At 37.3% G+C, this 20,500-nt stretch carries 20 protein-coding genes; 6 read left to right on the top strand and 14 right to left on the bottom strand.

Annotated elements, in window-relative coordinates:
• The first annotated feature begins 133 nt into the window (after positions 1–133).
• A complete protein-coding gene (locus tag AC5P2S_RS07860; RefSeq protein WP_494556854.1) occupies positions 134–1,390 on the top strand; it encodes a DUF4960 domain-containing protein in 1,257 nt (418 codons plus the stop codon).
• 284 nt (positions 1,391–1,674) lie between these two features.
• Here the strand turns inward: AC5P2S_RS07860 and AC5P2S_RS07855 are convergent, their stop codons facing one another.
• The 7 genes from AC5P2S_RS07855 to AC5P2S_RS07825 all read right to left on the bottom strand — a co-directional run bounded on the left by AC5P2S_RS07855 (position 1,675) and on the right by AC5P2S_RS07825 (position 7,930).
• Complete coding sequence (locus AC5P2S_RS07855; protein ID WP_494556853.1) at positions 1,675–2,592, bottom strand: bestrophin family protein; 918 nt, start codon at positions 2,590–2,592, stop codon at positions 1,675–1,677.
• 33 nt (positions 2,593–2,625) lie between these two features.
• Entirely contained in the window at positions 2,626–5,028 is a 2,403-nt protein-coding gene (locus AC5P2S_RS07850; RefSeq protein ID WP_494556852.1) for an FdhF/YdeP family oxidoreductase, read from the bottom strand.
• 204 nt (positions 5,029–5,232) lie between these two features.
• Entirely contained in the window at positions 5,233–5,583 is a 351-nt protein-coding gene (locus AC5P2S_RS07845) for a DUF7009 family protein (protein ID WP_494556851.1), read from the bottom strand.
• Positions 5,580–6,455 (bottom strand): formate dehydrogenase accessory sulfurtransferase FdhD, encoded by an 876-nt coding sequence (gene fdhD, locus AC5P2S_RS07840; RefSeq protein ID WP_494556850.1) that lies wholly within the window; start codon positions 6,453–6,455, stop codon positions 5,580–5,582. The genes AC5P2S_RS07845 and fdhD overlap by 4 nt, the downstream gene beginning before the upstream one ends.
• Before the next feature lie 45 nt (positions 6,456–6,500).
• Positions 6,501–6,917 carry a molybdenum cofactor biosynthesis protein MoaE gene (locus tag AC5P2S_RS07835; RefSeq protein WP_494556849.1) on the bottom strand — a complete coding sequence of 139 codons (417 nt, stop codon included), beginning with the start codon at positions 6,915–6,917 and terminating at the stop codon, positions 6,501–6,503.
• A 5-nt stretch (positions 6,918–6,922) separates the two neighbouring features.
• Positions 6,923–7,165, bottom strand: coding sequence for a MoaD/ThiS family protein (locus AC5P2S_RS07830; RefSeq protein WP_494556848.1), 243 nt, complete (start codon positions 7,163–7,165; stop codon positions 6,923–6,925).
• A gap of 15 nt (positions 7,166–7,180) precedes the next feature.
• Positions 7,181–7,930, bottom strand: a complete 750-nt coding sequence (locus AC5P2S_RS07825) for a sulfite exporter TauE/SafE family protein (RefSeq protein WP_494556847.1) — start codon at positions 7,928–7,930, stop codon at positions 7,181–7,183.
• A gap of 188 nt (positions 7,931–8,118) precedes the next feature.
• On the opposite strand from AC5P2S_RS07825, the gene AC5P2S_RS07820 reads away from it, so the two are divergent.
• Together AC5P2S_RS07820 and AC5P2S_RS07815 are read left to right on the top strand one after the other, a co-directional pair.
• The gene (locus AC5P2S_RS07820; RefSeq protein WP_494556846.1) at positions 8,119–9,069 is read left to right on the top strand and encodes a Dyp-type peroxidase; all 951 of its coding nucleotides are present in this window, start codon (positions 8,119–8,121) and stop codon (positions 9,067–9,069) included.
• A gap of 135 nt (positions 9,070–9,204) precedes the next feature.
• Positions 9,205–10,026, top strand: coding sequence for an alpha/beta fold hydrolase (locus tag AC5P2S_RS07815; RefSeq protein WP_494556845.1), 822 nt, complete (start codon positions 9,205–9,207; stop codon positions 10,024–10,026).
• Positions 10,027–10,109: 83 nt separating this feature from the next.
• Here AC5P2S_RS07815 and pgl read toward each other — a convergent pair whose 3' ends face one another.
• From pgl to AC5P2S_RS07785, 6 genes are all read right to left on the bottom strand, one after another.
• Positions 10,110–10,823: a 6-phosphogluconolactonase gene (pgl, locus tag AC5P2S_RS07810; RefSeq protein WP_494556844.1), complete on the bottom strand. Its 714-nt coding sequence runs from the start codon at positions 10,821–10,823 to the stop codon at positions 10,110–10,112.
• Positions 10,824–10,843: 20 nt separating this feature from the next.
• Complete coding sequence (zwf, locus tag AC5P2S_RS07805; RefSeq protein WP_494556843.1) at positions 10,844–12,319, bottom strand: glucose-6-phosphate dehydrogenase; 1,476 nt, start codon at positions 12,317–12,319, stop codon at positions 10,844–10,846.
• A 9-nt stretch (positions 12,320–12,328) separates the two neighbouring features.
• Entirely contained in the window at positions 12,329–13,747 is a 1,419-nt protein-coding gene (gnd, locus tag AC5P2S_RS07800) for an NADP-dependent phosphogluconate dehydrogenase (protein WP_494556842.1), read from the bottom strand.
• Between the two features lie 194 nt (positions 13,748–13,941).
• Positions 13,942–14,118 carry a BF3379 family histone-like protein gene (locus AC5P2S_RS07795; RefSeq protein WP_240581025.1) on the bottom strand — a complete coding sequence of 59 codons (177 nt, stop codon included), beginning with the start codon at positions 14,116–14,118 and terminating at the stop codon, positions 13,942–13,944.
• 157 nt (positions 14,119–14,275) lie between these two features.
• Positions 14,276–16,648 carry a M1 family metallopeptidase gene (locus tag AC5P2S_RS07790; RefSeq protein WP_494556841.1) on the bottom strand — a complete coding sequence of 791 codons (2,373 nt, stop codon included), beginning with the start codon at positions 16,646–16,648 and terminating at the stop codon, positions 14,276–14,278.
• A gap of 242 nt (positions 16,649–16,890) precedes the next feature.
• Positions 16,891–17,469, bottom strand: a complete 579-nt coding sequence (locus AC5P2S_RS07785) for a HupE/UreJ family protein (RefSeq protein WP_494556840.1) — start codon at positions 17,467–17,469, stop codon at positions 16,891–16,893.
• Positions 17,470–17,530: 61 nt separating this feature from the next.
• On the opposite strand from AC5P2S_RS07785, the gene AC5P2S_RS07780 reads away from it, so the two are divergent.
• The gene (locus AC5P2S_RS07780; protein ID WP_494556839.1) at positions 17,531–18,034 is read left to right on the top strand and encodes a DUF6702 family protein; all 504 of its coding nucleotides are present in this window, start codon (positions 17,531–17,533) and stop codon (positions 18,032–18,034) included.
• Here the strand turns inward: AC5P2S_RS07780 and AC5P2S_RS07775 are convergent, their stop codons facing one another.
• A complete protein-coding gene (locus AC5P2S_RS07775) occupies positions 18,035–18,667 on the bottom strand; it encodes a TetR/AcrR family transcriptional regulator (protein WP_494556838.1) in 633 nt (210 codons plus the stop codon).
• 305 nt (positions 18,668–18,972) lie between these two features.
• Between AC5P2S_RS07775 and AC5P2S_RS07770 the strand changes: the two genes are divergently transcribed.
• Positions 18,973–19,914 carry a ketopantoate reductase family protein gene (locus tag AC5P2S_RS07770; protein ID WP_494556837.1) on the top strand — a complete coding sequence of 314 codons (942 nt, stop codon included), beginning with the start codon at positions 18,973–18,975 and terminating at the stop codon, positions 19,912–19,914.
• 86 nt (positions 19,915–20,000) lie between these two features.
• Positions 20,001–20,483 carry a SixA phosphatase family protein gene (locus AC5P2S_RS07765; protein WP_283415131.1) on the top strand — a complete coding sequence of 161 codons (483 nt, stop codon included), beginning with the start codon at positions 20,001–20,003 and terminating at the stop codon, positions 20,481–20,483.
• Positions 20,484–20,500 lie beyond the last annotated feature (17 nt).

Here is a 20,500-nt window from a genome sequence, read left to right as displayed (position 1 = left end):
ATTTAATTCATCAAAACAAAATCAAATCATTTTGTACAAAAAGTGAAATGTACAATTCTGCTTTGCCGATACATTTGAAACAATACGAATAACAATAATTAGAAAATATATATTAACCTTCAGTAAAAAAATTATGAAAAAACTTTATCTAAGCCTGTTCGCAGGAATAATGTTAGCTAATATCAACGCACAAACTAAAAGAATTGCGTTCATTGGTCAAGCCGACGTTTATAGCAGCAACATCCCGACAGCCAGCGACGGATTAACTTATGATGATGACAGAGCGGCAGCGGTCTGGTTTATGGAAACTTTTCTTCCTGCGCATTCCGCTAGTGTTTCCGGGAATTATTTTTCTTTTCAGGATGTTGCAGAAGCTGCTGATATCAGCAACTATGATGTGATCTGGATTCAAAGCGATGGCGCAACTTACACAGAAAGACTGAATGAATGGCCAAGAGGAACTGTTGAAGGAAACGGTGATAAACACTGTGTCCTACGAGAAGCAGGATTCCAGTGGAACGGTCAATGCTCGCAGCTGGAAGATGATTTTATGTGGAAAATCAAGCAATTTTACAAATCCGGTAAAAAACTTCTTCTGGGAAATTTTGCAGGAAAAGGGCTTGAAGTTTTTGGTGTCTTTGATGGGCTTTCCAACCCTTGGGAATACAGACCTAACCAATCTTTCGGTGACACGGCTGCAAATCCTGCAAACACTGCCGGAGCATGGGGAACCAACTGGAGCGGAACTGCAACATCTATCCTTCTCACAGGAATAACAACCAGCTCAGTAAGCTGTACCAATACTTCGCAAAGCATCGAATTCCTTGGGACAGGAACGGAAAAGAAAAACAGAGCGCTTCAATACAATCTGAACTGGGGAAGAATCTTTGATGATGCCGGCGGTTCAAGCTCAACTTTGGCACAAAGAAGACAAAAGTTTCAAACCACACTTAATGCCGAGATTCTTCTTGAAAACTGTGATGGAACGGAAATTCAGGCTGCAAGATTCAATCCGAGAAACACAGGCGATGGAACAATTATATGGTATGGCGCAGGTGTTTACGACTGGTATGCACCGGGAGGAAGTAATCAAAATGTAAAAAAACTGACAGAAAACTCACTGCTCTATCTTGCCGGAGGAGAATCTATGCTTTCATCAACAGATTTGCAGGGAAAACAGAAAGTCGGCATATATCCAAATCCTGTATCAGCAATCCTCAATATCCAAGCAGATGAAAATGTGAGCAGCGAAATCTATGATATGAATGGAAGAAAAATTATATCTTCCGAATCCAAAACCATTTCGGTTGACAAGCTGATTCCGGGAAATTATTCTATAAAGGTAAAGACAGGAGCTATATATAAAACTTTTAAGTTCATCAAGAAATAAAATTGAATCTCAATTAAATCTTATTAATATTTTCTTAATTACCAAAGACAGCTTATCAATCAGGGTAAGCTGTTTAAGTTTTCATTAAATTAGAACTTCAAAAGTTAATATTGTCTTTACAAAATACAGCAACAAAGTTCATCGGTGAAAATCAGTCCTTTTAATTTTTCGGATACTTCTGAAAATGTAATAGAATATTTCATTATAATTTCGAGACAAAATAATCTTTTGTAATATTTAGTTTTGAGAAATGGTAAAGAATAAAGAATCACTTTCTTTTAATGCTAATCAATAATATTCTGGGTTATTTTCCGGGAAACAGCAATATGTTCTCCCACCATTTCATGAATGGTCTCGTCGATCATGATGCACATGCTGTTCAAGGCTAAATCATTGGCATCAGTTCCAAAAGGTTCCTCAATTTCGTCGGCTATCGCTTCAAATGCCACAAAAGTATAAGCTACAAATACGACAATAAGTGGCATAAACCATCCCAAAGAATCCACCAATCCGAAAGGCAATAAAAAACAATAAATATACACCGTTCGATGTAACAAAACGCGATAACTGTAAGGAATTGGGGTAGAAACCAATCTTTCGCAACCTCCCAAAATATCAGAAAGTTTATCAAAATTTTCATCAAAACGTGCCTGTTGAATAGAATCCAGAAAACCTTCATCTTTCGCTTTCTGAACCCATTCCGCAAGTAATCGCATGATAACTGCAGGTTTATACTTTGATTCTGCTACAATTTTCAAATGGTCTTCATTAAGCCTTGATTTTAAATTTTCATAAGCATCTGTTCCCCGAAGCTGATGTTTCAGCGCAAAAACGAAGGCGCTAAGTAAGTTAACAAAGCTATGGACCGAAATCGTGTCATTTTTTACATTACTCAGAGTCATTGCCTGTCTCGTCAATGAACGTGCAGTGTTCAACAGAGCGCCCCATAATTTTCGCCCTTCCCAAAACCTGTCATAACTGGCATTATTTCTGAACCCAAGGAATAAAGCCAATACAAAACCAAACAGCGTGAGCGGTGCAGGATTTAACGGAACTTTAAACGAAAGAATGATTCCATGAAAATAGGTTACCAGCAAAGAAAGAATTAAAAGCAATCCCAAACGGGGAAGCAAAGCGGGCAAAACGGAGCCATGCCACACAAAAAGCATTCTGAACCAGTGTTCCTTTTTTCTTATGATCATTATTGAATGATAATTTGTTACGTAATATATATTTTATGGTTGTTCTAGACTTGTTCCTGCAGCAGCAATGACATGATCGTCAATCTTTTTAAAAATATGAGGATCATGTTTGCGGATTTTGATGCGGACATATTTTGAAGCCGGCATATTGGCTCCGTTTACCACATTATTAATGGATACCAGAACGTTGGTTTCCGGAAAATAGGTCATGGTACTTTTCTGAGGAATAGGATATTTCACGACAATGAAAAGCGGTGCAATCCTTTCAATTCCGTCATCATAATTAAAAAGATCTACGTGATCTCCTTCTTTAAGGCCAGCCTTTTCAATATCTTTTTCATTCATCATCACGACCCTTCTTTCATTGAAAATCCCGCGGTAACGGTCATTCAAGCCATAAACAACCGTATTGAACTGATCGTGTGTTCTGGTGGTTCCCATCAGATATTCGTCTTCTGCAAGCGAATTATCCGGCACGGCAGTTATATTGAAAGCGGCTTTACCGGGATTAAATTCACTGTTGAAATTCCCGTCTCTTGGTCCGTTCGGAAGATAGAAACCTCCTTTCTGAACTACCCTTTTATTATAGTCTTCAAATCCCGGAATGCATTGCTCGATATCTTTGCGGACAGCATCATAACTGTTGATAAATTTGTCCCAATCCACTACGGAACGTTCTCCCAGAACCGCTTTTGCCATTCTGCAGGCAACATGCGTTTCGTTGATCAAATGTTCTGAAATAGGATCGAGAACTCCTCTTGACCATTCCACAAGTCCCATTGAATTTTCTGTACTTACATGCTGAAGCTCACCATTTATCATATCTTTTTCACTTCTGGAAATGACCGGTAAGATCAGGGCTTCTTTTCCGTGGATAAGATGACCTCTGTTTAATTTTATAGAAACAATGACGGACATTTCTAATTTCCGCATTGCTTCCGCTGTAAAGGTCGTATCCGGTGCCGCTGAAAGGAAATTTCCTCCCATACAGAACATAAATTTCACCTTTTCTTCGTGGATCGCTTTTAGCGCGTTAACAACATCATAACCGCCTTCTCTCGGAACTTTAAAGCCATAATATTCCTCCAGTCTGTCCAATTGTTCCGTTGTAGGATGATGATTAATCAGTAACGTCCTGTTTCCCTGCACATTGCTATGACCGCGAACCGGACAGGCTCCTCCACCCTGGATTCCTATGCTTCCTTTCATCAACAGGAGATTCACGATGTTGTAGATCATTTCCACACCGTTGTGCTGTTGCGTGATTCCCATTCCCCAACAAATGATCATGCGTTTTTTTGAAGCGATCATCTGTGCAGCTTCTCTTAAGTTTTCAACCGGAATACCGCATTCTTCTGATAAGAAATTGAGGTCATACCGTTTTAATTCTTCCACCAATTCATTAAAGCCGGCAGTTTTATTCGTAATAAAATCATGGTCAAGAACTTTTCCCGGATTTTTAGCCTCTTCTTCCAGCACGAGAATTTGAAGTGCCTTTAGAAGTGCCATATCTCCATTAATTTTTACAGGGAGATATAAATCCGACAATTCATAAGGTTTATTAAGCAAAGCACGAACTTCCTGAGGATTTCTGAAACCTTTTAATCCCGCTTCCGGAAGCGGATTGATGGCCATAATTTCGGCTCCGTTTTTCTTTCCTTTCGTTAGTGCAGAAAGCATTCTCGGCGAATTGGTTCCCGGATTCTGACCGATGATTATGATAAGATCCGTATCATAAAAGTCTTCCAACTTTACGGTTCCTTTCCCAATACCTATGCTTCTGGAAAGGGCATAACCGGAAGTTTCGTGACACATATTGGAACAGTCCGGAAAATTATTGGTTCCGAATTCACGGGCAAATAACTGGTAAACCCAGGTCGCTTCATTGCTTGTTCTTCCTGATGTGTAAAATATGGCTTCGTTCGGCGAATCGAGAGCGTTTAGTTTTTCCGCAATTTTTTTAAAGGCATCATCCCAGCTTATAGGCTGATAATGTGTTCCCCCTTTCGGTAAGTACATGGGTTCTGCAATTCGTCCCAACTGGCTGATTTCAAAATCTGTCAGTTTTGCTAAGTCATACACCGAATTCTCCCTGAAAAACTCTGCTCCGATCTTTTTAGATGTGGCTTCTTCCGCTAAAGCTTTTGCTCCGTTTTCACAGTATTCGCCCAATTTGGAACGCTCATCATCCGGATCGGGCCATGCACAGCTCGGACAATCGAAACCGTCAAACTGATTCATACTGAAAAGTGCCCTTCCGCCACGAAGAACAGAGGCATTAAGCACCAATTGATCCAATGAATGAATCACTGCCGGAACACCTGCAGCCCATTTTTTTGGAGGTTTCAGCTTAAGATCCAGCAATTTATAAGGCGGTTCGGCAGAAGGTAATCTGCTCCCCTCTTCTTTTTTATTGAACACATCTTTGTTTTCCATGATTTCTACATTTAAAAAATAAGTCCGTTTAAACTAATTTTAATTTAACCGCAAAAGAGACAAAGACTTCATTGACTTCATTTAAAGTATTTCAAAAGTCTGCAAAGGGAAAAAACCTTTGATTTTTTTTTACCTGTGTACTCTTTTTTGTATTTAATAATTAAACTTAAATAGCTAAAGTGTTAATCAAGTTTAATGAAAAATTTAGCATTTCATATTCGGGTTGGGATAATTGTCGCTTTGATCTTCCAATGTATTATCGATACAGACAAAATCTTTTTCCACTAAAATCTTTACCAATCCCGATTGTCCGTCAAAACCCACCCTGTCTGTCGAAATCCATTCTGCAATCATTGCTGCAGGCATTTTCAGAACCATTCTGTTCTCGATAAAAGCTGCCGAAAGCTCTGCATCTTCCGTTCTTTCAATAGCATATATAAACGGACGATCTACAAATTCCGTAAAGCTTGAAATGACTCCGTCTTGCCCTAATTTTGCCAATTCGGACTGGGTAAGACGGAATCTTATGGAGTTGTCTTTAATTCTTATTTTCATAATATATTTTCAATGTTAAAATGACTGCCGGAATGGTAAATATTAAACCGGTTGTCTCTTAGAAAGCCCAATAAAGTAATATCAAATTCTTTTGCAAGGTCTATTGCCAGACTGGATGGAGCTCCTATTGCCGCGACAATCGTAATTCCTCCCATCGCAGCTTTCTGAATAAGCTCAAAGCTGGCTCTTCCGCTAAGAACCAAAATTTTATCGTCGAGAGGAAGCAAATCCGCTGATAATGCATATCCTATGAGTTTGTCCAGTGCGTTATGCCTTCCTACATCTTCACGCAGCGCCAGAAGATTCCCTTCCAGATCAAAGATGCCGGAAGCGTGAATACCGCCTGTAGCACTGAAATTATTCTGGGAAGACTGCAGTTTTTCGGATAGCTGATACAGAGTTTCCAGGGAAACTTCTGTGTTATTTTTTGTATGATTATGAAAAGTGCTCACTGTTCTTATGGATTCAATGGAACCTTTTCCGCATACACCACAGCTGGAAGTGGTATAAAAATTTCTGTCAGCTTTCATAAGTTCAGGAACGAAGCCTTCTGCAAGCTCAACAATGACAACATTTTCGCTGTTTCTGGAACATTCCGCCTGTGGAGAATAGATGTCTTTAATCTGTTCACGAGCGGAAATAATTCCTTCTGTGAATAAAAATCCAGCAGCAAGTTCTGCATCATTTCCGGGAGTCCGCATGGTTACAGAGATATTTTTGGTCTCTTTTTTATCTGCTACATGATAAGCAACCCTTATTTCCAAAGGTTCTTCAACAGAAACATCATCCGTATAATGAAAACTGACGTTGCCCTTCACTTTGACGATTTCTATCTGCTTTACCGATTTATCTGATAACAGATGAGCTTTCATAATTCAATAATTGGTACATAAAGGTACAAAATTTTAGTCCTCAAACTATGGGTGTGCCGAAACCCATTCTTCTCCATCCTCAAAAATTTCTTTTTTCCAGATGGGAACAGTCTTTTTTATATTTTCAATGATAAAGCTGCATGCATCGAAAACCGCATTTCTATGTCCGTCACTTACCACGATGATCACTGCAGCATCACCGGGAAATAAAATTCCGGTACGGTGATGAACAACAATATTTTTTACCGAAAATAAGAAAATGGCTTTATCCGCTATTTTCTGTATTTCCTTTACCGCCATAGATTCGTAGCATTCATATTCCAAACGGGTAACAGATTTACCTTTGGTATGATTCCGTACTGTTCCTACGAACGATGCCATTCCTCCACAAGCAAGATCGGACGCAAGGCTAAAGCAATCCGTAAGATCCAGTTTATTTTCTGTTATTTTAATATCAACCATATCTGTTATCCGCCGCTTACCGGAGGTATTATTGCTATTTCGTTAGATACTGTTATGATCTGATCGTCTTCCGCATATTCATCATCAACGGCAATAAAATAGGATTTTAATCTTTTCAGCTCCGGAAAGTCCGTTTCCAAAAGTTCCTTGAGCGCTTTTACGCTTGCTCCTTCATTGATTTCTATTTCTTTTTCAGAAGTCCCGAAAATATCTTTCGTTATTCCAAATGCTAATATTTTAAGTATCATTTTAAATGTAGCTTATTACCAATATTTTATTAAAACATTTATTCCGGCAACCAAAACCAGAACAGCTGTCATTCTTTTGATGACCAGAGGATTCCATTTCAGGGACATTCTGGAACCGATCTGCCCACCGATGAATACAGCAAAACACAAACTCAGAATTCTGAAATAATCGATGTCTGAAGATAATTTAGACAACTGCCCGAAAATACCCGAGACTGAATTTACCAAAATAAAAACGCTTGATGTTGCCGCAATTTTTCTTGGAGTATCCCATTTCATCAGATTTAACAATGGTGAAAGAAAAATTCCGCCGCCAATGCCTACCAATCCTGATAAAAATCCGATTGCACCGCCTAAAAATCCGTTTCTGAGTAAAGAATTCCCGGCATTTTCTGAAATCCCTCCGTTATTTTTTGTTTCTGTTTTTATCCATAGTAATAGGGCTGCAATGATTAAAGTAATTCCCAAAGTCAGAAAGAAAATTTCCTGGCTGATTTTTAAAACAGCTCCGAGATACGCCATAGGAACGCTTATAAGCGTAAGCGGCAGTATTTTTTTCCACTCGACCTGTTTATTTTTGATGTAAATAAATACACCTCCTATTACTACAATAATATTACAAATAAGTGCCGTTAAACGTATTTCCTGATAAGGAAAGCTGTACATTGCCAGAACTGCAAGATAACTGGAACCACCGCCAAATCCCACCGAAGAGTAAATAAAAGCGATGATTAAAAAAAATAAAAAAATTTCCCAGTGCCCCATAAATTTTGCAGTATTAATTTTCTTACAATAATACTCATTTTTGAGGTGTCATAAAGGCTTATCAAGTAAAAGTTTCTGCTGTAATTTGTGAAAAGAATATCCTGAATTGTTTATTTTATGGTAACAAATCATATTATCCCAACGGCATTTATTAAATTTGATAATTAAAAACCGATAGATCCATGTCAATGAATAATACATTTTCTTCTGACTATAATGCACAGAATGTAACAGATTATCCGAATAACAACACGTATTTTTTAGTTTGGAATTTTAAAGACAATGTTGATCCTGATAAAATAAAATCGGTTTTCCAGAGAGTTTGCGCGTTGGTAATTAACCTGAATAATTCTGCACTCGACCGTTTTCCCGACTCCAAAGCCAGCTGTGTAATGGGAATTGGATATGAAGCCTGGCAACAGCTTGAATTACCTCAACCACTGCCCAAAGAATTCAAAAAATTCCAGGAAATAAAGGGCAGCAAACATACGGCAGTAAGTACGAAAGGGGATTTGCATTTTCATATTCGTGCCGATGAGAAGAGCTTCGCTTATGATATGGCTTCTGTCATTTCAGGATATATGAAAGAAATTGCAGATTGTGAAGTTGAAGTACAGGGATTCCGTTATTGGGACAGCCGGTCTATCTTAGGCTTTGTTGACGGCACTGAAAATCCGCATGGTAAAGACCGTGATCATTTTGCCATTATAGATGATTCTGATCCGCAATATGTAGGTGGAAGCTATCTTTTTGTACAGAAATACATCCATAATCTTGATGCATGGAAATCGCTTTCTGTGGAAGAACAGGAAAAAGTAATCGGCAGATCCAAAGATCAGGATATCGAAATGGACGATGATATAAAACCCAAAAACTCCCATATCGCATTAGCTAATATCGGTGATGATTTTAAGGTTGTACGTGACAATATGCCTTTCGGAAGCGTGGCAACCAATGAAATGGGAACTTATTTCATCTGTTATGCGAGCACATTCAGCACGGTTGAAAAAATGCTGACCAATATGTTCATCGGTAATCCGCCCGGAAATTATGACCGTATTCTTGACTTTAGTACAGCACAGACGGGAACATTGTTTTTTGTTCCTAGTATGGATATGCTGGATGGATTTTCGGGGTAGATTATTGGGTTTTTATATTGGATAATGATGGATTATTATAAAAAATAACGAAGTTATCTTACATCAAGATTGATTAGGTTTTCCCGTCTTACATTTGCTAAACAATAAACAAACAATAACATTAAAAAGTAAATTATGAGCACACTAAAATTAAAAGACGGAACAGAGATTTTTTACAAAGACCAAGGTGAAGGACCAGTATTGATGTTTCATCACGGATGGCCATTATCTTCAGATGATTGGGACGCGCAGGTCATTTTTTTCCTAAAAAGAGGTTATAGAGTCGTTACTCATGACAGAAGAGGTCATGGAAGATCCAGCCAGAATATTTATAATCATACCATAGAGCAATATGCTTCTGACGCAGCAGAACTGGTTGAATTCTTAGGTCTGAAAGATGTAATTCACATCGGACATTCTACAGGTGGTGGCGAAGTGATCCGCTACGTTAACAAATATGCTAACGGAAGAGCTAAAAAAGCGGTTTTAATCAGCGCTGTTCCGCCAATCATGGTAAAAAGCGAAAGTAATCCTGACGGAGTTCCGATGGAAGTTTTTGACAACATCCGAGACCAGACAATGAATAACAGAAATCAATTTTATTTTGATCTTACATTCCCTTTCTATGGCTACAACAGAGAAGGTTCCGATGTAAAAGAAGGAATCCAAAGAAACTGGTGGAGACAAGGATTAATGGGCGGTATTGTAGCTCACTATGACGGAATCAAAGCTTTCTCGGAAACAGATTTCACGGAAGATCTTAAAGCTGTTGATATTCCGGTTTTAGTTCTTCATGGTGAGGATGACCAGATTGTACCCATCGAAAATTCTGCAATAAAATCTGCAAAGCTGCTGAAAAACGGAAAGTTAATTACTTATCCAGGTTTCCCTCACGGAATGCCGACTACAGAGCACGAAACAATTAATAAAGACCTTTTGGAATTTATCCAGTCTTAATTAATTGATAGATATACAATTAAAAAAGGTGAAACGTTTGTTTCACCTTTTGTTTGTATGATAATTTTTTACGGAAACTGAGATTATCCATTCATAGCTTTTTCATCAGTAAAAAATTGAAATCCTTCTTTTTTATTGATTAATTGCAATGGATATAATTTAGGATTGTATTCGCCATTCAAAACCTGGTTCAAAGCATTTTTCTTAGATTCGCCAAAAGCTATTACCAGAATGTTTTCAGCTTTGTTGATAATTGGCTCTGTCAAAGTAATTCTGAACATCTCCTGAGATTCTAAATAATAAGCTGCCACCCATTTTTCTTTTTCATCAAGAACAGCCTGCCCGGGAAATAAAGAAGCCGTATGTCCGTCATCACCCATTCCTAAAAGAATAAAATCAAAGACACCTTCATTTCCCAAAACATTTCGGATTTTTTTCTCATATTCCTTTGCATAATCTCCGGGTTCTAATCCTTCTTTAAACATCGGGAAAACCTGGTTTTTACTTACAGGAACTTTGTCCAGAAGCGTTTCAGATGTCATTTTGAAATTACTTTTTTCATCGTCCAAAGTAACCCAACGTTCATCAACCCAAAAAAAATAGATTTTTCCCCATTCGATCTTTTGGGCATATTCTTCCGTTGCCAACAATTTGAAAACTGCTTTTGGAGAAGAGCCTCCACTTAAAGCAACAACAAACTTATGATGTTTCCTGATTGATTTTTCTGAAAGTTCAACAAAAGTATCCGCTGCTTTTTTGTATAATTTGTCCAGATTGTCAAATACTGTAATATTCATTTTAAGAATTTAATTAAATGTTACAACCAGTTGTGACCTTGTCTTTCAACCAGATCAAAACTTTCTTTCGGACCCCAGCTTCCTGCTTCATAATTTGGAAAAATTGCCTTTTTATTGGCCCAGTCTTCCTGAATTGTCGTCACAACATCCCAAGCTTCCTCCACCTGATCAGAACGCATAAACAATGTAAGATCACCTTCTAATGCATCCTGCAACAATGTTTCATATGCTTCGGGCGTATCTTCTTTACACGCAAAATAATCGAAGATCATCTCCACCGGTCTCAGAGCCATTGAAAGTCCTTGCTTTTTTGTCATAAACTGAAGTCTGATGTCCATTAATGGCTGAATATTAATGATAAGACGATTAGCGGACAATGGATTTGTGTCAGAGAATGTAGAATGCGGCAATGGCTTGAACTGAATAGAAATATAGGACTGCTTTTCCTTCATTTTTTTACCTGTGCGAACATAGAAAGGAACATTCTGCCATCTTTCATTATCTATATAGAATTTTGCTGCTACAAAAGTTTCTGTATTAGAATCCGGATCAACCCCATCTTCTTCACGATAGGCTTTTGTCTCCACCCCATTTATTATTCCTTTTCCATATTGACCTCTCACAGCATAATGGTCAACTTTATCTGCCGGGATTCTGCGGATGGATTTAAGCACATCAACTTTATGATCTCTGATTTCATCAGACTCTAAAGAGGCTGGCGCTTCCATAGCAACCATACATAAGATCTGCAGCAAATGATTCTGAACCATATCTCTCAAAGCGCCGGTCTGCTCATAGAAACTGCCTCTGGTTTCTACACCAACTTCTTCTGCAACTGTAATTTGAACAGATTCGATATGTCTGTGATTCCACAAAGGCTCGAAGATGGAATTTCCAAACCGGAAAGCCAATATATTCTGAACAGTTTCTTTTCCCAAATAATGATCAATACGATAAATCTGTTTCTCTTCAAAAGTCTCGGACAAAAGCTGATTAAGTTCAATAGCCGATTGTTTGTTGTAACCAAAAGGTTTCTCGATAATGATCCTGTCTTTGTCCGGCTCAGAAGCTAATGATGCATTCTTGATATGATTGGAAATGGTAGAAATAAAATTAGGTCCGATTGACAGATAAAACAATCTGTTTCCTCTTACACCAAAATCGGAATCAAATTCCAGCAATTTCCGATTTAGATTTTTATAAGAATTCTCTTCGTCCAACTGATGCTGAAAATAGGTGATATGGGATTGAAAAGCTTCCCAGTGCTCAGGTGTAACATTTTTTCTGGAGAAAGCTTCAAGGTTGACTTTAATATAATTCCTAAAATATTCATCATTGTGATCCGACCTTCCTAAAGCGATAATATTAAAATTCTCTGGCATTCTTCCATCAATGAAAAGATTATAAAACGCAGGAAAAAGTTTTCTTTTTGCCAAGTCTCCGGTAGCGCCAAAAATTACAATATTAGTGGCCGATAATACATTAATATCTGTCATGGTTTAATTTTAATTGTTTGTGCTTTCCCAAGATGTGTGGAAAACGCCTTCTCTGTCGATTCTCTGATAAGTGTGAGCTCCAAAATAATCACGTTGAGCCTGAATCAGATTCACCGGTAAAGATTCTGTCGTGTAAGCATCAAAATAGCCTAAAGCCGTTTGAATTCCTAAACTCGATATGCCATTATGGACAGCATAAACAGCAGTGCTTCTTAATGATTTGAGTTTTGATTTGACGATTTCGGAAATGTCTTTGTCTAGTAAAATATTAGACAGATACGGATTTTGAGTATAAGCTGAATAAAATTTTTCTAACAACACGGAACGGATGATACATCCGCCTCGCCAGATCTTAACAACATCTTTCAGCGGAATATCAAAAGCATATTCTTCTGAAGCCTTAACCAATAGTGACAGACCTTGCGCATAGCTGATCAAAGTCGCCAGATATAATGCGTCACCAACTTCTTTGATAAAGGATTCGATATTTTCCGGCGCGGTGATTTGTTTTTCAGAATATAATTGAGAGGCTTTCATCCGTTCATCTTTGTAAGCTGACAAGATTCTTGAGGTCACAGCAATATCAATCGTTGGGATTGAAACTCCAATTTCCATAGCCTGTTCCGAGGTCCACTTGCCGGTTCCTTTTGCGCCAGCTTTATCTAAAATCTGATCAACAAGATAACCATTGGTCAATGAATCTTTTTGTTGGAAAATATCTCTTGTAATCTCTATCAGGAAAGAATTCATTTCACCGTTATTCCATTCTTTAAAAACCTCGTAAAGCTGATCATTATTAAGGTTTGCACCTTTTCTCAAAAGATCATAGGCTTCGCTGATGAGCTGCATTATGGCATACTCGATTCCGTTATGAACCATTTTCACATAGTTTCCGGCTGAGCTTTTTCCCATATAAGCGGTACAGGCTTCTCCATCAACTTTTGCAGCAATCGATTCCAGCATAGGTTTCAGAAGATTGAAGGCTTCCAAATCTCCACCAGGCATAATGCTTGGACCGGTTCTGGCTCCTTTCTCACCTCCGGAAACACCCATTCCCATAAAATGTAATCCTTTTGAAGCGAGATCGGCAATACGCCGTTCGGTATCCTTGAAATAAGAATTACCAGCATCAACAACAATATCACCTTTGTTCAGAAGCGGCGTGATATTTTCCAAAACAGCATCTACAGGCTTACCCGCAGGAACCATTAGAATAATTTTTCTTGGTGTTTCCAATGCAGATACAAAATCCTCCAAAGAAGCTGTTCCCTTGACAACCGTATTCTGTGTAGCACCCTGTTCTAGTTCTCTGGCTTTTTCTGCATCAAGGTCAAATCCTGCAACAGAGAAACCGTTATCTGCAATATTGTAAAGGAGATTTTTTCCCATTACTCCGAGGCCGATAACCCCGTAATTATACTTTTCCATTCTTTTCTATTAGAAATATTGATTAATTATAAACAATAAATTTACGCAAATATGAATGAATCAAAAAACGAAACCATAAAAATTGATAATTGATAGTATGAATAAAGTGTCGAAAATTTTCTTGACCCATTGTGTAAAAATTGACTGTCATTACATAAATAAAAAAACCTCGTTTTTAACGAGGTTTTGGATTTTTACTTTTTTGATTCTTCAACAGAAACTTTACGGAAATCTTTGAAAAGTTTGCTAAGTTCCAAAGCTGATTTTCTAGCTCTGGTTCCAGCTGCTTTGTTCCCTTTTTCAGATTGTTGTTCTGCTTCTTTGCTGAAAGCTTCAAATTCAGCATTAATCTTTTCGATTAGTTCTTTCATAGCTTATAATTATAATAAATTGGAATGCAAATATAGTAGTTTACATCACTCTGCAAATAGATTTTACAAATAATTAAAACAAAAATTATTTTTACAAGAGTTTTAATTTTTCGTTTCTGGCAATCTTGACCGATAAACAACTCTTTTATTATAATTATTATTTCTTTCCAGCGGCTTGCATCGGATTTACTTTTCCATTAGATGCACCTCTGGCTGCATCTTTTTGCTTTTGCTTGAAAACCTGAAACTTGCTTGGTGTTTCTGATGAACTTGAAGCGGTCCAGAAGTTGTTAGACGTATCAATATCGGCCGTTTCTCTCATTGGATCTAACTGAACAGACTTCAGTTTCTTATCAAAATAATAAGTTTTAGAAGCCTTTTGCTCATTATGTCTCCAGATTTGAACACTGATTTTATCCGTTGCTTTCGAACCATCTTCAAAGGTGAATTCTAAAATAATTGGCATTACAAGACCTCCTTTATTAGAAAAATCAATTTGATAAGCCGTAACATTATCTTCTTTTTTAATATCTTTTTTATCAACTTTTTCCAGATTGCCTGTTGTAACAGAATATTCTTTTGAAGTATCTACTTTCTCCTGTCCACGGTCATATCTGTAATAGAAATCCTGAACATCTTTGTCGGTATCAGCATAGAATTTGATATTCTTATCTTCTCTGTTTCTGATTTTAGAAACATCTTCAAACTCATTCAATACCGGTTTTTCAACAGTATATTTCACCGCTTCGGATTTTGGAACGGCATCAAAATCAGGTGTCGCAATGGTCACTTTATCCAAAGAAATATCTACTGGGTCTGTTCCGTAGAACCAACCTCTCCAGAACCAATCCAAGTCTTCCCCACTCGCATCTTCCATTGTTCTGAAAAAATCTGCCGGTTCAGGGTGACGGAAAGCCCATCTTTTGGCGTAAGTCTTGAACGCTTTATCAAACAACTCTCTTCCCATAATCGTCTCACGAAGAATGTTAAGTCCGGTTGCCGGTTTTGAATAAGCATTCGGGCCAAATCTTGCGATGTTTTCGGAATTGGACATAATCGGTTCCAATTCATCTTTCGGAAGCTTCATATAATCCACGATTGTCCAAGCCGGACCACGTTTTGACGGGAATTTGTTATCCCATTTCTCTTCTGTCAGATATTCAACAAAAGTATTCAGACCTTCATCCATCCAGCTCCATTGTCTTTCGTCTGAATTGATAATCATCGGGAAAAAGTTGTGTCCAACTTCGTGAATAATTACGCCCAACATTCCGTTTTTGATTGCTTCGGAATAAGTTCCGTCTTTTTCTGTTCTTCCGTAATTGAAACAGATCATCGGATATTCCATTCCGTTCGCCGCTTCTACAGATTGCGCTACAGGATATGGATAAGGAATCGTGAATTCTGAATAAGTTTTAATCGTATGTGCAACGGCTTTTGTAGAGAATTTCCTATACAATCCGTAAGCTTCTTTTCCGTAGAAACTCATTGCCATTACTTTGTTATTATTTTCAGGAATCGTTACGCGCATCCCGTCCCAGATAAATTTTCTTGAAGAGGTCCATGCAAAATCACGAACGTCATTGGCTTCAAAAATCCAGGTTTTTCTCTGTTTTGAATGATTCTTTTCTGCTTTCTTCGCTTCATCAAGCGTTACGATTTCTACAGGTTCGTTGGCAGATTCTGCTTTTCTATATCTTGCTAATTGCTCAGAAGTTAAAACCTGCTCATAGTTCTTGCATTCTCCAGTTCCACCAACAATATGGTCAGCAGGAACGTTCATTTTTACTTTATAATTTCCGAAAACCAAAGCAAACTCGCCACGTCCTGTGAACTGATGATTCTGCCAACCGTGGAAATCACTATAAACACACATTCTCGGAAACCATTGTGTCATTGTGTAAAGGTCGTTCCCATCCTCAGGAAAACTTTCATAACCACCTCTTCCGCCCATTTCGATACGATTCGGGATATTGTAATTCCAGTTAACTTTGAAAACGAATTTCTCCCCTTTTTTCAATGCTTTTGGAAGGTCAATACGCATCATTGTCTTATTGACAACATATTTCAACGGATTGCCGGAAGCATCGGTTACTTTCTCCAGATTAACACCATAACCATTATCTGAAACAGGAAGTTCTGATGCTTTTAAATTTTCTAAAACCGTTCTTTTCGGTAAAGTTGAAGAAGAAGGATAATCTGCATTTTTCACAGATGACTGTTGATTTTCGTCCAGCTGAAGCCAGAGATAATCCAGATCGTCCGGAGAATTGTTGTAATAAGTTATGGTTTCTGAACCTTTCAGATTTCTTTTGTCCTCGTCCAGATAAGCTTCTATGTCATAATCTGCACGTTGCTGCCAGTAGGCTTGTCCCGGCGAGCCAGAAGCAGTTCTGTAAACATTAGGTGTTGGAAGGATGGTTCCGAGTTGTTCAAATTTGTTCCCGTGGTTGCTCCCCGGATTATTCTGGATATTCTGTGCCGACACAACAGCAGAACAGAATAAAAGTCCTAAAACTTTTAACTTCATTTTTTCAAAACAATTAGATAATAATTCTTTACAAGTAATCAAATTTAGGAAATTGTTACGAATGAAATAAAGATTTGTATTTATTTTCACCAGTAAAGATTAATTCTAAATAGCAGAATATTAAAACACAGAATTGATCGCAGCCCGAGCTGAGTGGAGCTCATTTTTTTGCGAGGACTTTTGGAAGGCAAAAATAGCGGGAACGGAGCGCGGAATGGCTGCCAAAATCAAAAAAACTGATATTAAAAAGGAAGTCGCTCCAAAGTCATTTTTAAAGCCAATGCGAAAACACCAGAGGAAACGAATAAAATCCAGTCTTTTCTGTTGACCCGGAAAAGCTTAAGCAGAATGAAAAGTAAGATCAAAATCGCGATGACCAAAGCAACCTGACCCAATTCCAACCCAATATTGAAGCCTAAAAGTGGAACAAAAATACTTTGTTCTTTTGCCAGCATCATTCTGGCAGTGTTCGCAAATCCCATCCCATGGATGAGCCCGAAAATCATTGCCAAATAATAGTTCATTGTCATCAGCGTTTTCTGATTGTTTTTCATTAAAATATTATCCAACGACGTGATAACAATGGTCAAAGGGATGAGAAATTCTACCCAATTGCTCGGAACTTTCAAAACGTTAAGCGAACTAAGCGCTAAAGTGATGGAATGCCCAATGGTAAAGGCTGTTACAAGAATCAGGATTTTTTTGAAATCGTTGTAGGAATAAACTGCAATCAAAGCCAAAATAAACAACTGATGATCCAGCGCATCCAAAGAAATAATGTGTTCCCAACCCAACTTCAGGTAAAAAATAAAATCCTGCATTCTGTCATTTTAAAAAGAATTACGAAAATAATGATTAATTTCGATTTAAATTTTGGGTCTGATGAAGAACTTTTTTTCTGCGGTTGTTGTTTTGTCTTTGTTTGTCGCACTTTTTTCGTTCAGGGTTCATCCTTATCATGTTGGTTCTATGGAATTTAATTATAACCAAAAGTCAAAAACTTTTGAAATTTCCGGACGGTTTTTTATGGATGATTTGGAAAACGCCATCAATAAAAAATACGGGAAAAGTCTTCATTTCCTCAATCCGAAATCTGAAAAAGAAATGAACGAAGCTTTGAAAAACTACGCTTCCGAATATGTAAAACTAAAAGTGAATAATCAATTCTTAAAAGTTAAATACGTTGGTTATGAAGAAGATAAGGAAAGTGTTGATGTTTTTCTGGAATCCGAAGCTGTGAGTAATCCTAAAAAAGTGGAAACGGCCGTCAGCTTTCTCTATAATCTTTTCGATGACCAGATGAATATCATCCACATCGTTATCAACGGTCAACGTAAAAGTGAAAGACTGAATTATCCTGACCGTTATCTGTTTCAGGAGTTTTAACTACTTCAGTTCTTCGAAAGTTTTATCCACAAGCATTTTTAAAGCATTCTTAATTTTCGATCTTCCTTCATTGGTTTTAAGATCCAACCCGCAAAAAACACTTCCGTTAACTTCGGAATAGAGGTTAAGGTAATACATCCCCGAAACGAGAATTGCAGCAACTGCGCGAAAATCTTCACTTTTATCCTGAAAGTACGGATCCGTTATGCTTTTGAAAAGCAATTCGCCATTCTTTTCCTGCCCTTCTGTTAATTTCCTCAACGATGTACGCTCTTCTGTCAGTCGCCAGATCAGAATTTTTTGTAAATCTTTGTTTGCGGCAACAAAATCAAATTGCTCAATCAGCATTTGTTTGGTAAATTCTTTTCCGCCGTCATTAATTTCCATCTCCGAATTTTCATTCTTTACATTGCTCCAAAAATCCTGTGTTTTTATATACTCATCCAAAAGCTGATCAACTCCACCAAAATAATTATAGATCAATTTCTTATCAAGACCAGCTGTTGCTGCAATCTCATTAACTTTAAGATATTTATAACCTTTCGTTTTCAAAATATTTCCAACCGCGTCCAGAAATTGCTGTTTGCTTCTTTCTTTGTTTCTTGTTCTGTTTTTTGGGTTTTGTTTTGTCATGATTTCGGAGGTTAAGCAAATTTAACAATTTTTATTGTCACCATTTGGTGACTTTGATTATATTTGTGCAAAATTTTAGGGTTTCTAAATTTAATCTTAAAAACTAACAGACTGATAACCATGAAAGCTTTCTTTACATTTTTAATTTACGGAAGCAATAAAAGCTTTATATAAATAATTTTTTGAAGCTACCAATACAAGTTCATAAATTTGTATGTTGTTATAAAAGCAGCAATCGTAAGTGATTGCTGCTTTTATTTTACGATTAATTAAGTAAATTTATCGTTTGATATAATTTATAAAAAATGAAGCATATTGTAGTTGTAGGACTTGGCGGCGTTGGCGGTTATTTCGGTTTTAAGATTAATCAGTTTAATGAAACGGCAAATCAGTTTACGATTTCTTTTATTGCGAGAGATCAAACTTATAACATTGTAAAAACTAATGGATTGACATTACTTTCTCCAGAACATCCAAACAGCATTACAAAACCGAATCACCTCTTACAGAGCGTTTCTGAAATCAACGATCCTGATTTGGTTTTGGTTTGTGTGAAAGAATATGATCTGGAAAATGTTTGCAAGCAATTGAAGCAAGTCATTACGGACAAAACCATTCTCCTTCCAATGATGAACGGTGCAGATATCTATGACAGAATCAGGAAAATAATTCCTAACAATACAATTTTGCCGGCTTGTGTATACGTCGCTTCCCACATCAGAGAAAAAGGAATCGTTGAACATAAAGGAAAGGCAGGAAAACTGATTTTTGGAAAAGATCCGGCCAATCTTTTCACAGATATCGATTGGATTATCGGGTTGATGAAAAACAGTCAAATTGATTTCGATTTTAAAGACAATTCGTTTACAGATATATGGACAAAGTTCATTTTTGTATCGAGTTTTGGATTGGTTACAGCTAAATATAATTCTTCCATCGGAACAGTTTGCGCAGATGAAATTCAGAAACTGGAAGCAACGGAAATAATGAAAGAAGTCAAATTGATTGCTGACAAAAAAGGAATCAATTTACCCGATGACATTATTGAGAAAACATTTGAAAAAGCCATGACTTTTCCTCCTGCAACCCCAACTTCTTTACAACTGGACATCAATTTAAAAAAGGAGAATAGCGAGTTGGAATTATTTGCCGGAGCAATTATCAATTACGGAAAGGATCTGAATATTAAAACGCCTTTTACAGAGAAAATCTATTCCGAGTTAATGGAAATCGTAGAAAATTACTAAATTAAATTTTTTATTAGAAAATAATTTCCGGAAAAGATTTTCCGATGATTTTTTTTACTAATTTTATTTGATTAAACCCTTTTTGAATGAAAACACTTTTACTGGTTAGACATTCCAAGAGTGACTGGCCGGAAGATATGGATGACTTTGACCGTCCGTTGACCGAGCTTGGAAGAACAAACGCTCCAAAAATGGCTGAATTTCTAAGATTCAACAATATAGATATTGACAGCTTTGTCACAAGTCCCGCTGTTAGAGCCAAACAGACTTGCGAGTTATTTTCTCAGGTTTACGGAAAAGATTACAGCACCAAAGAAAAGTTGTACAGACCGTCTGAGGAAAATTTTCTCTCAGTTATATTTGATACGGATGACAGTGTCAACAGTTTAGCCTTGTTTTCTCACAACAACGGGATCTCCAATTTCGCCAATTCTCTTTCCGATGAGATCGTAAATTTACCAACTTCGGGTGTTGTTGCTTATGAAATTGATTGTGACAAATGGAGTGATTTCGAAATGGCAAAGAAGAAGTTTCTGTATTTCTATTCGCCTAAGAATTTTAATCAGTAAATTAATTTGGCAGCTTA

Source organism: Epilithonimonas sp. 33E (genome assembly GCF_059372615.1).
Note: the sequence above shows the minus strand (reverse complement) of the source record. Positions and strands in the feature narration are given on the sequence as shown.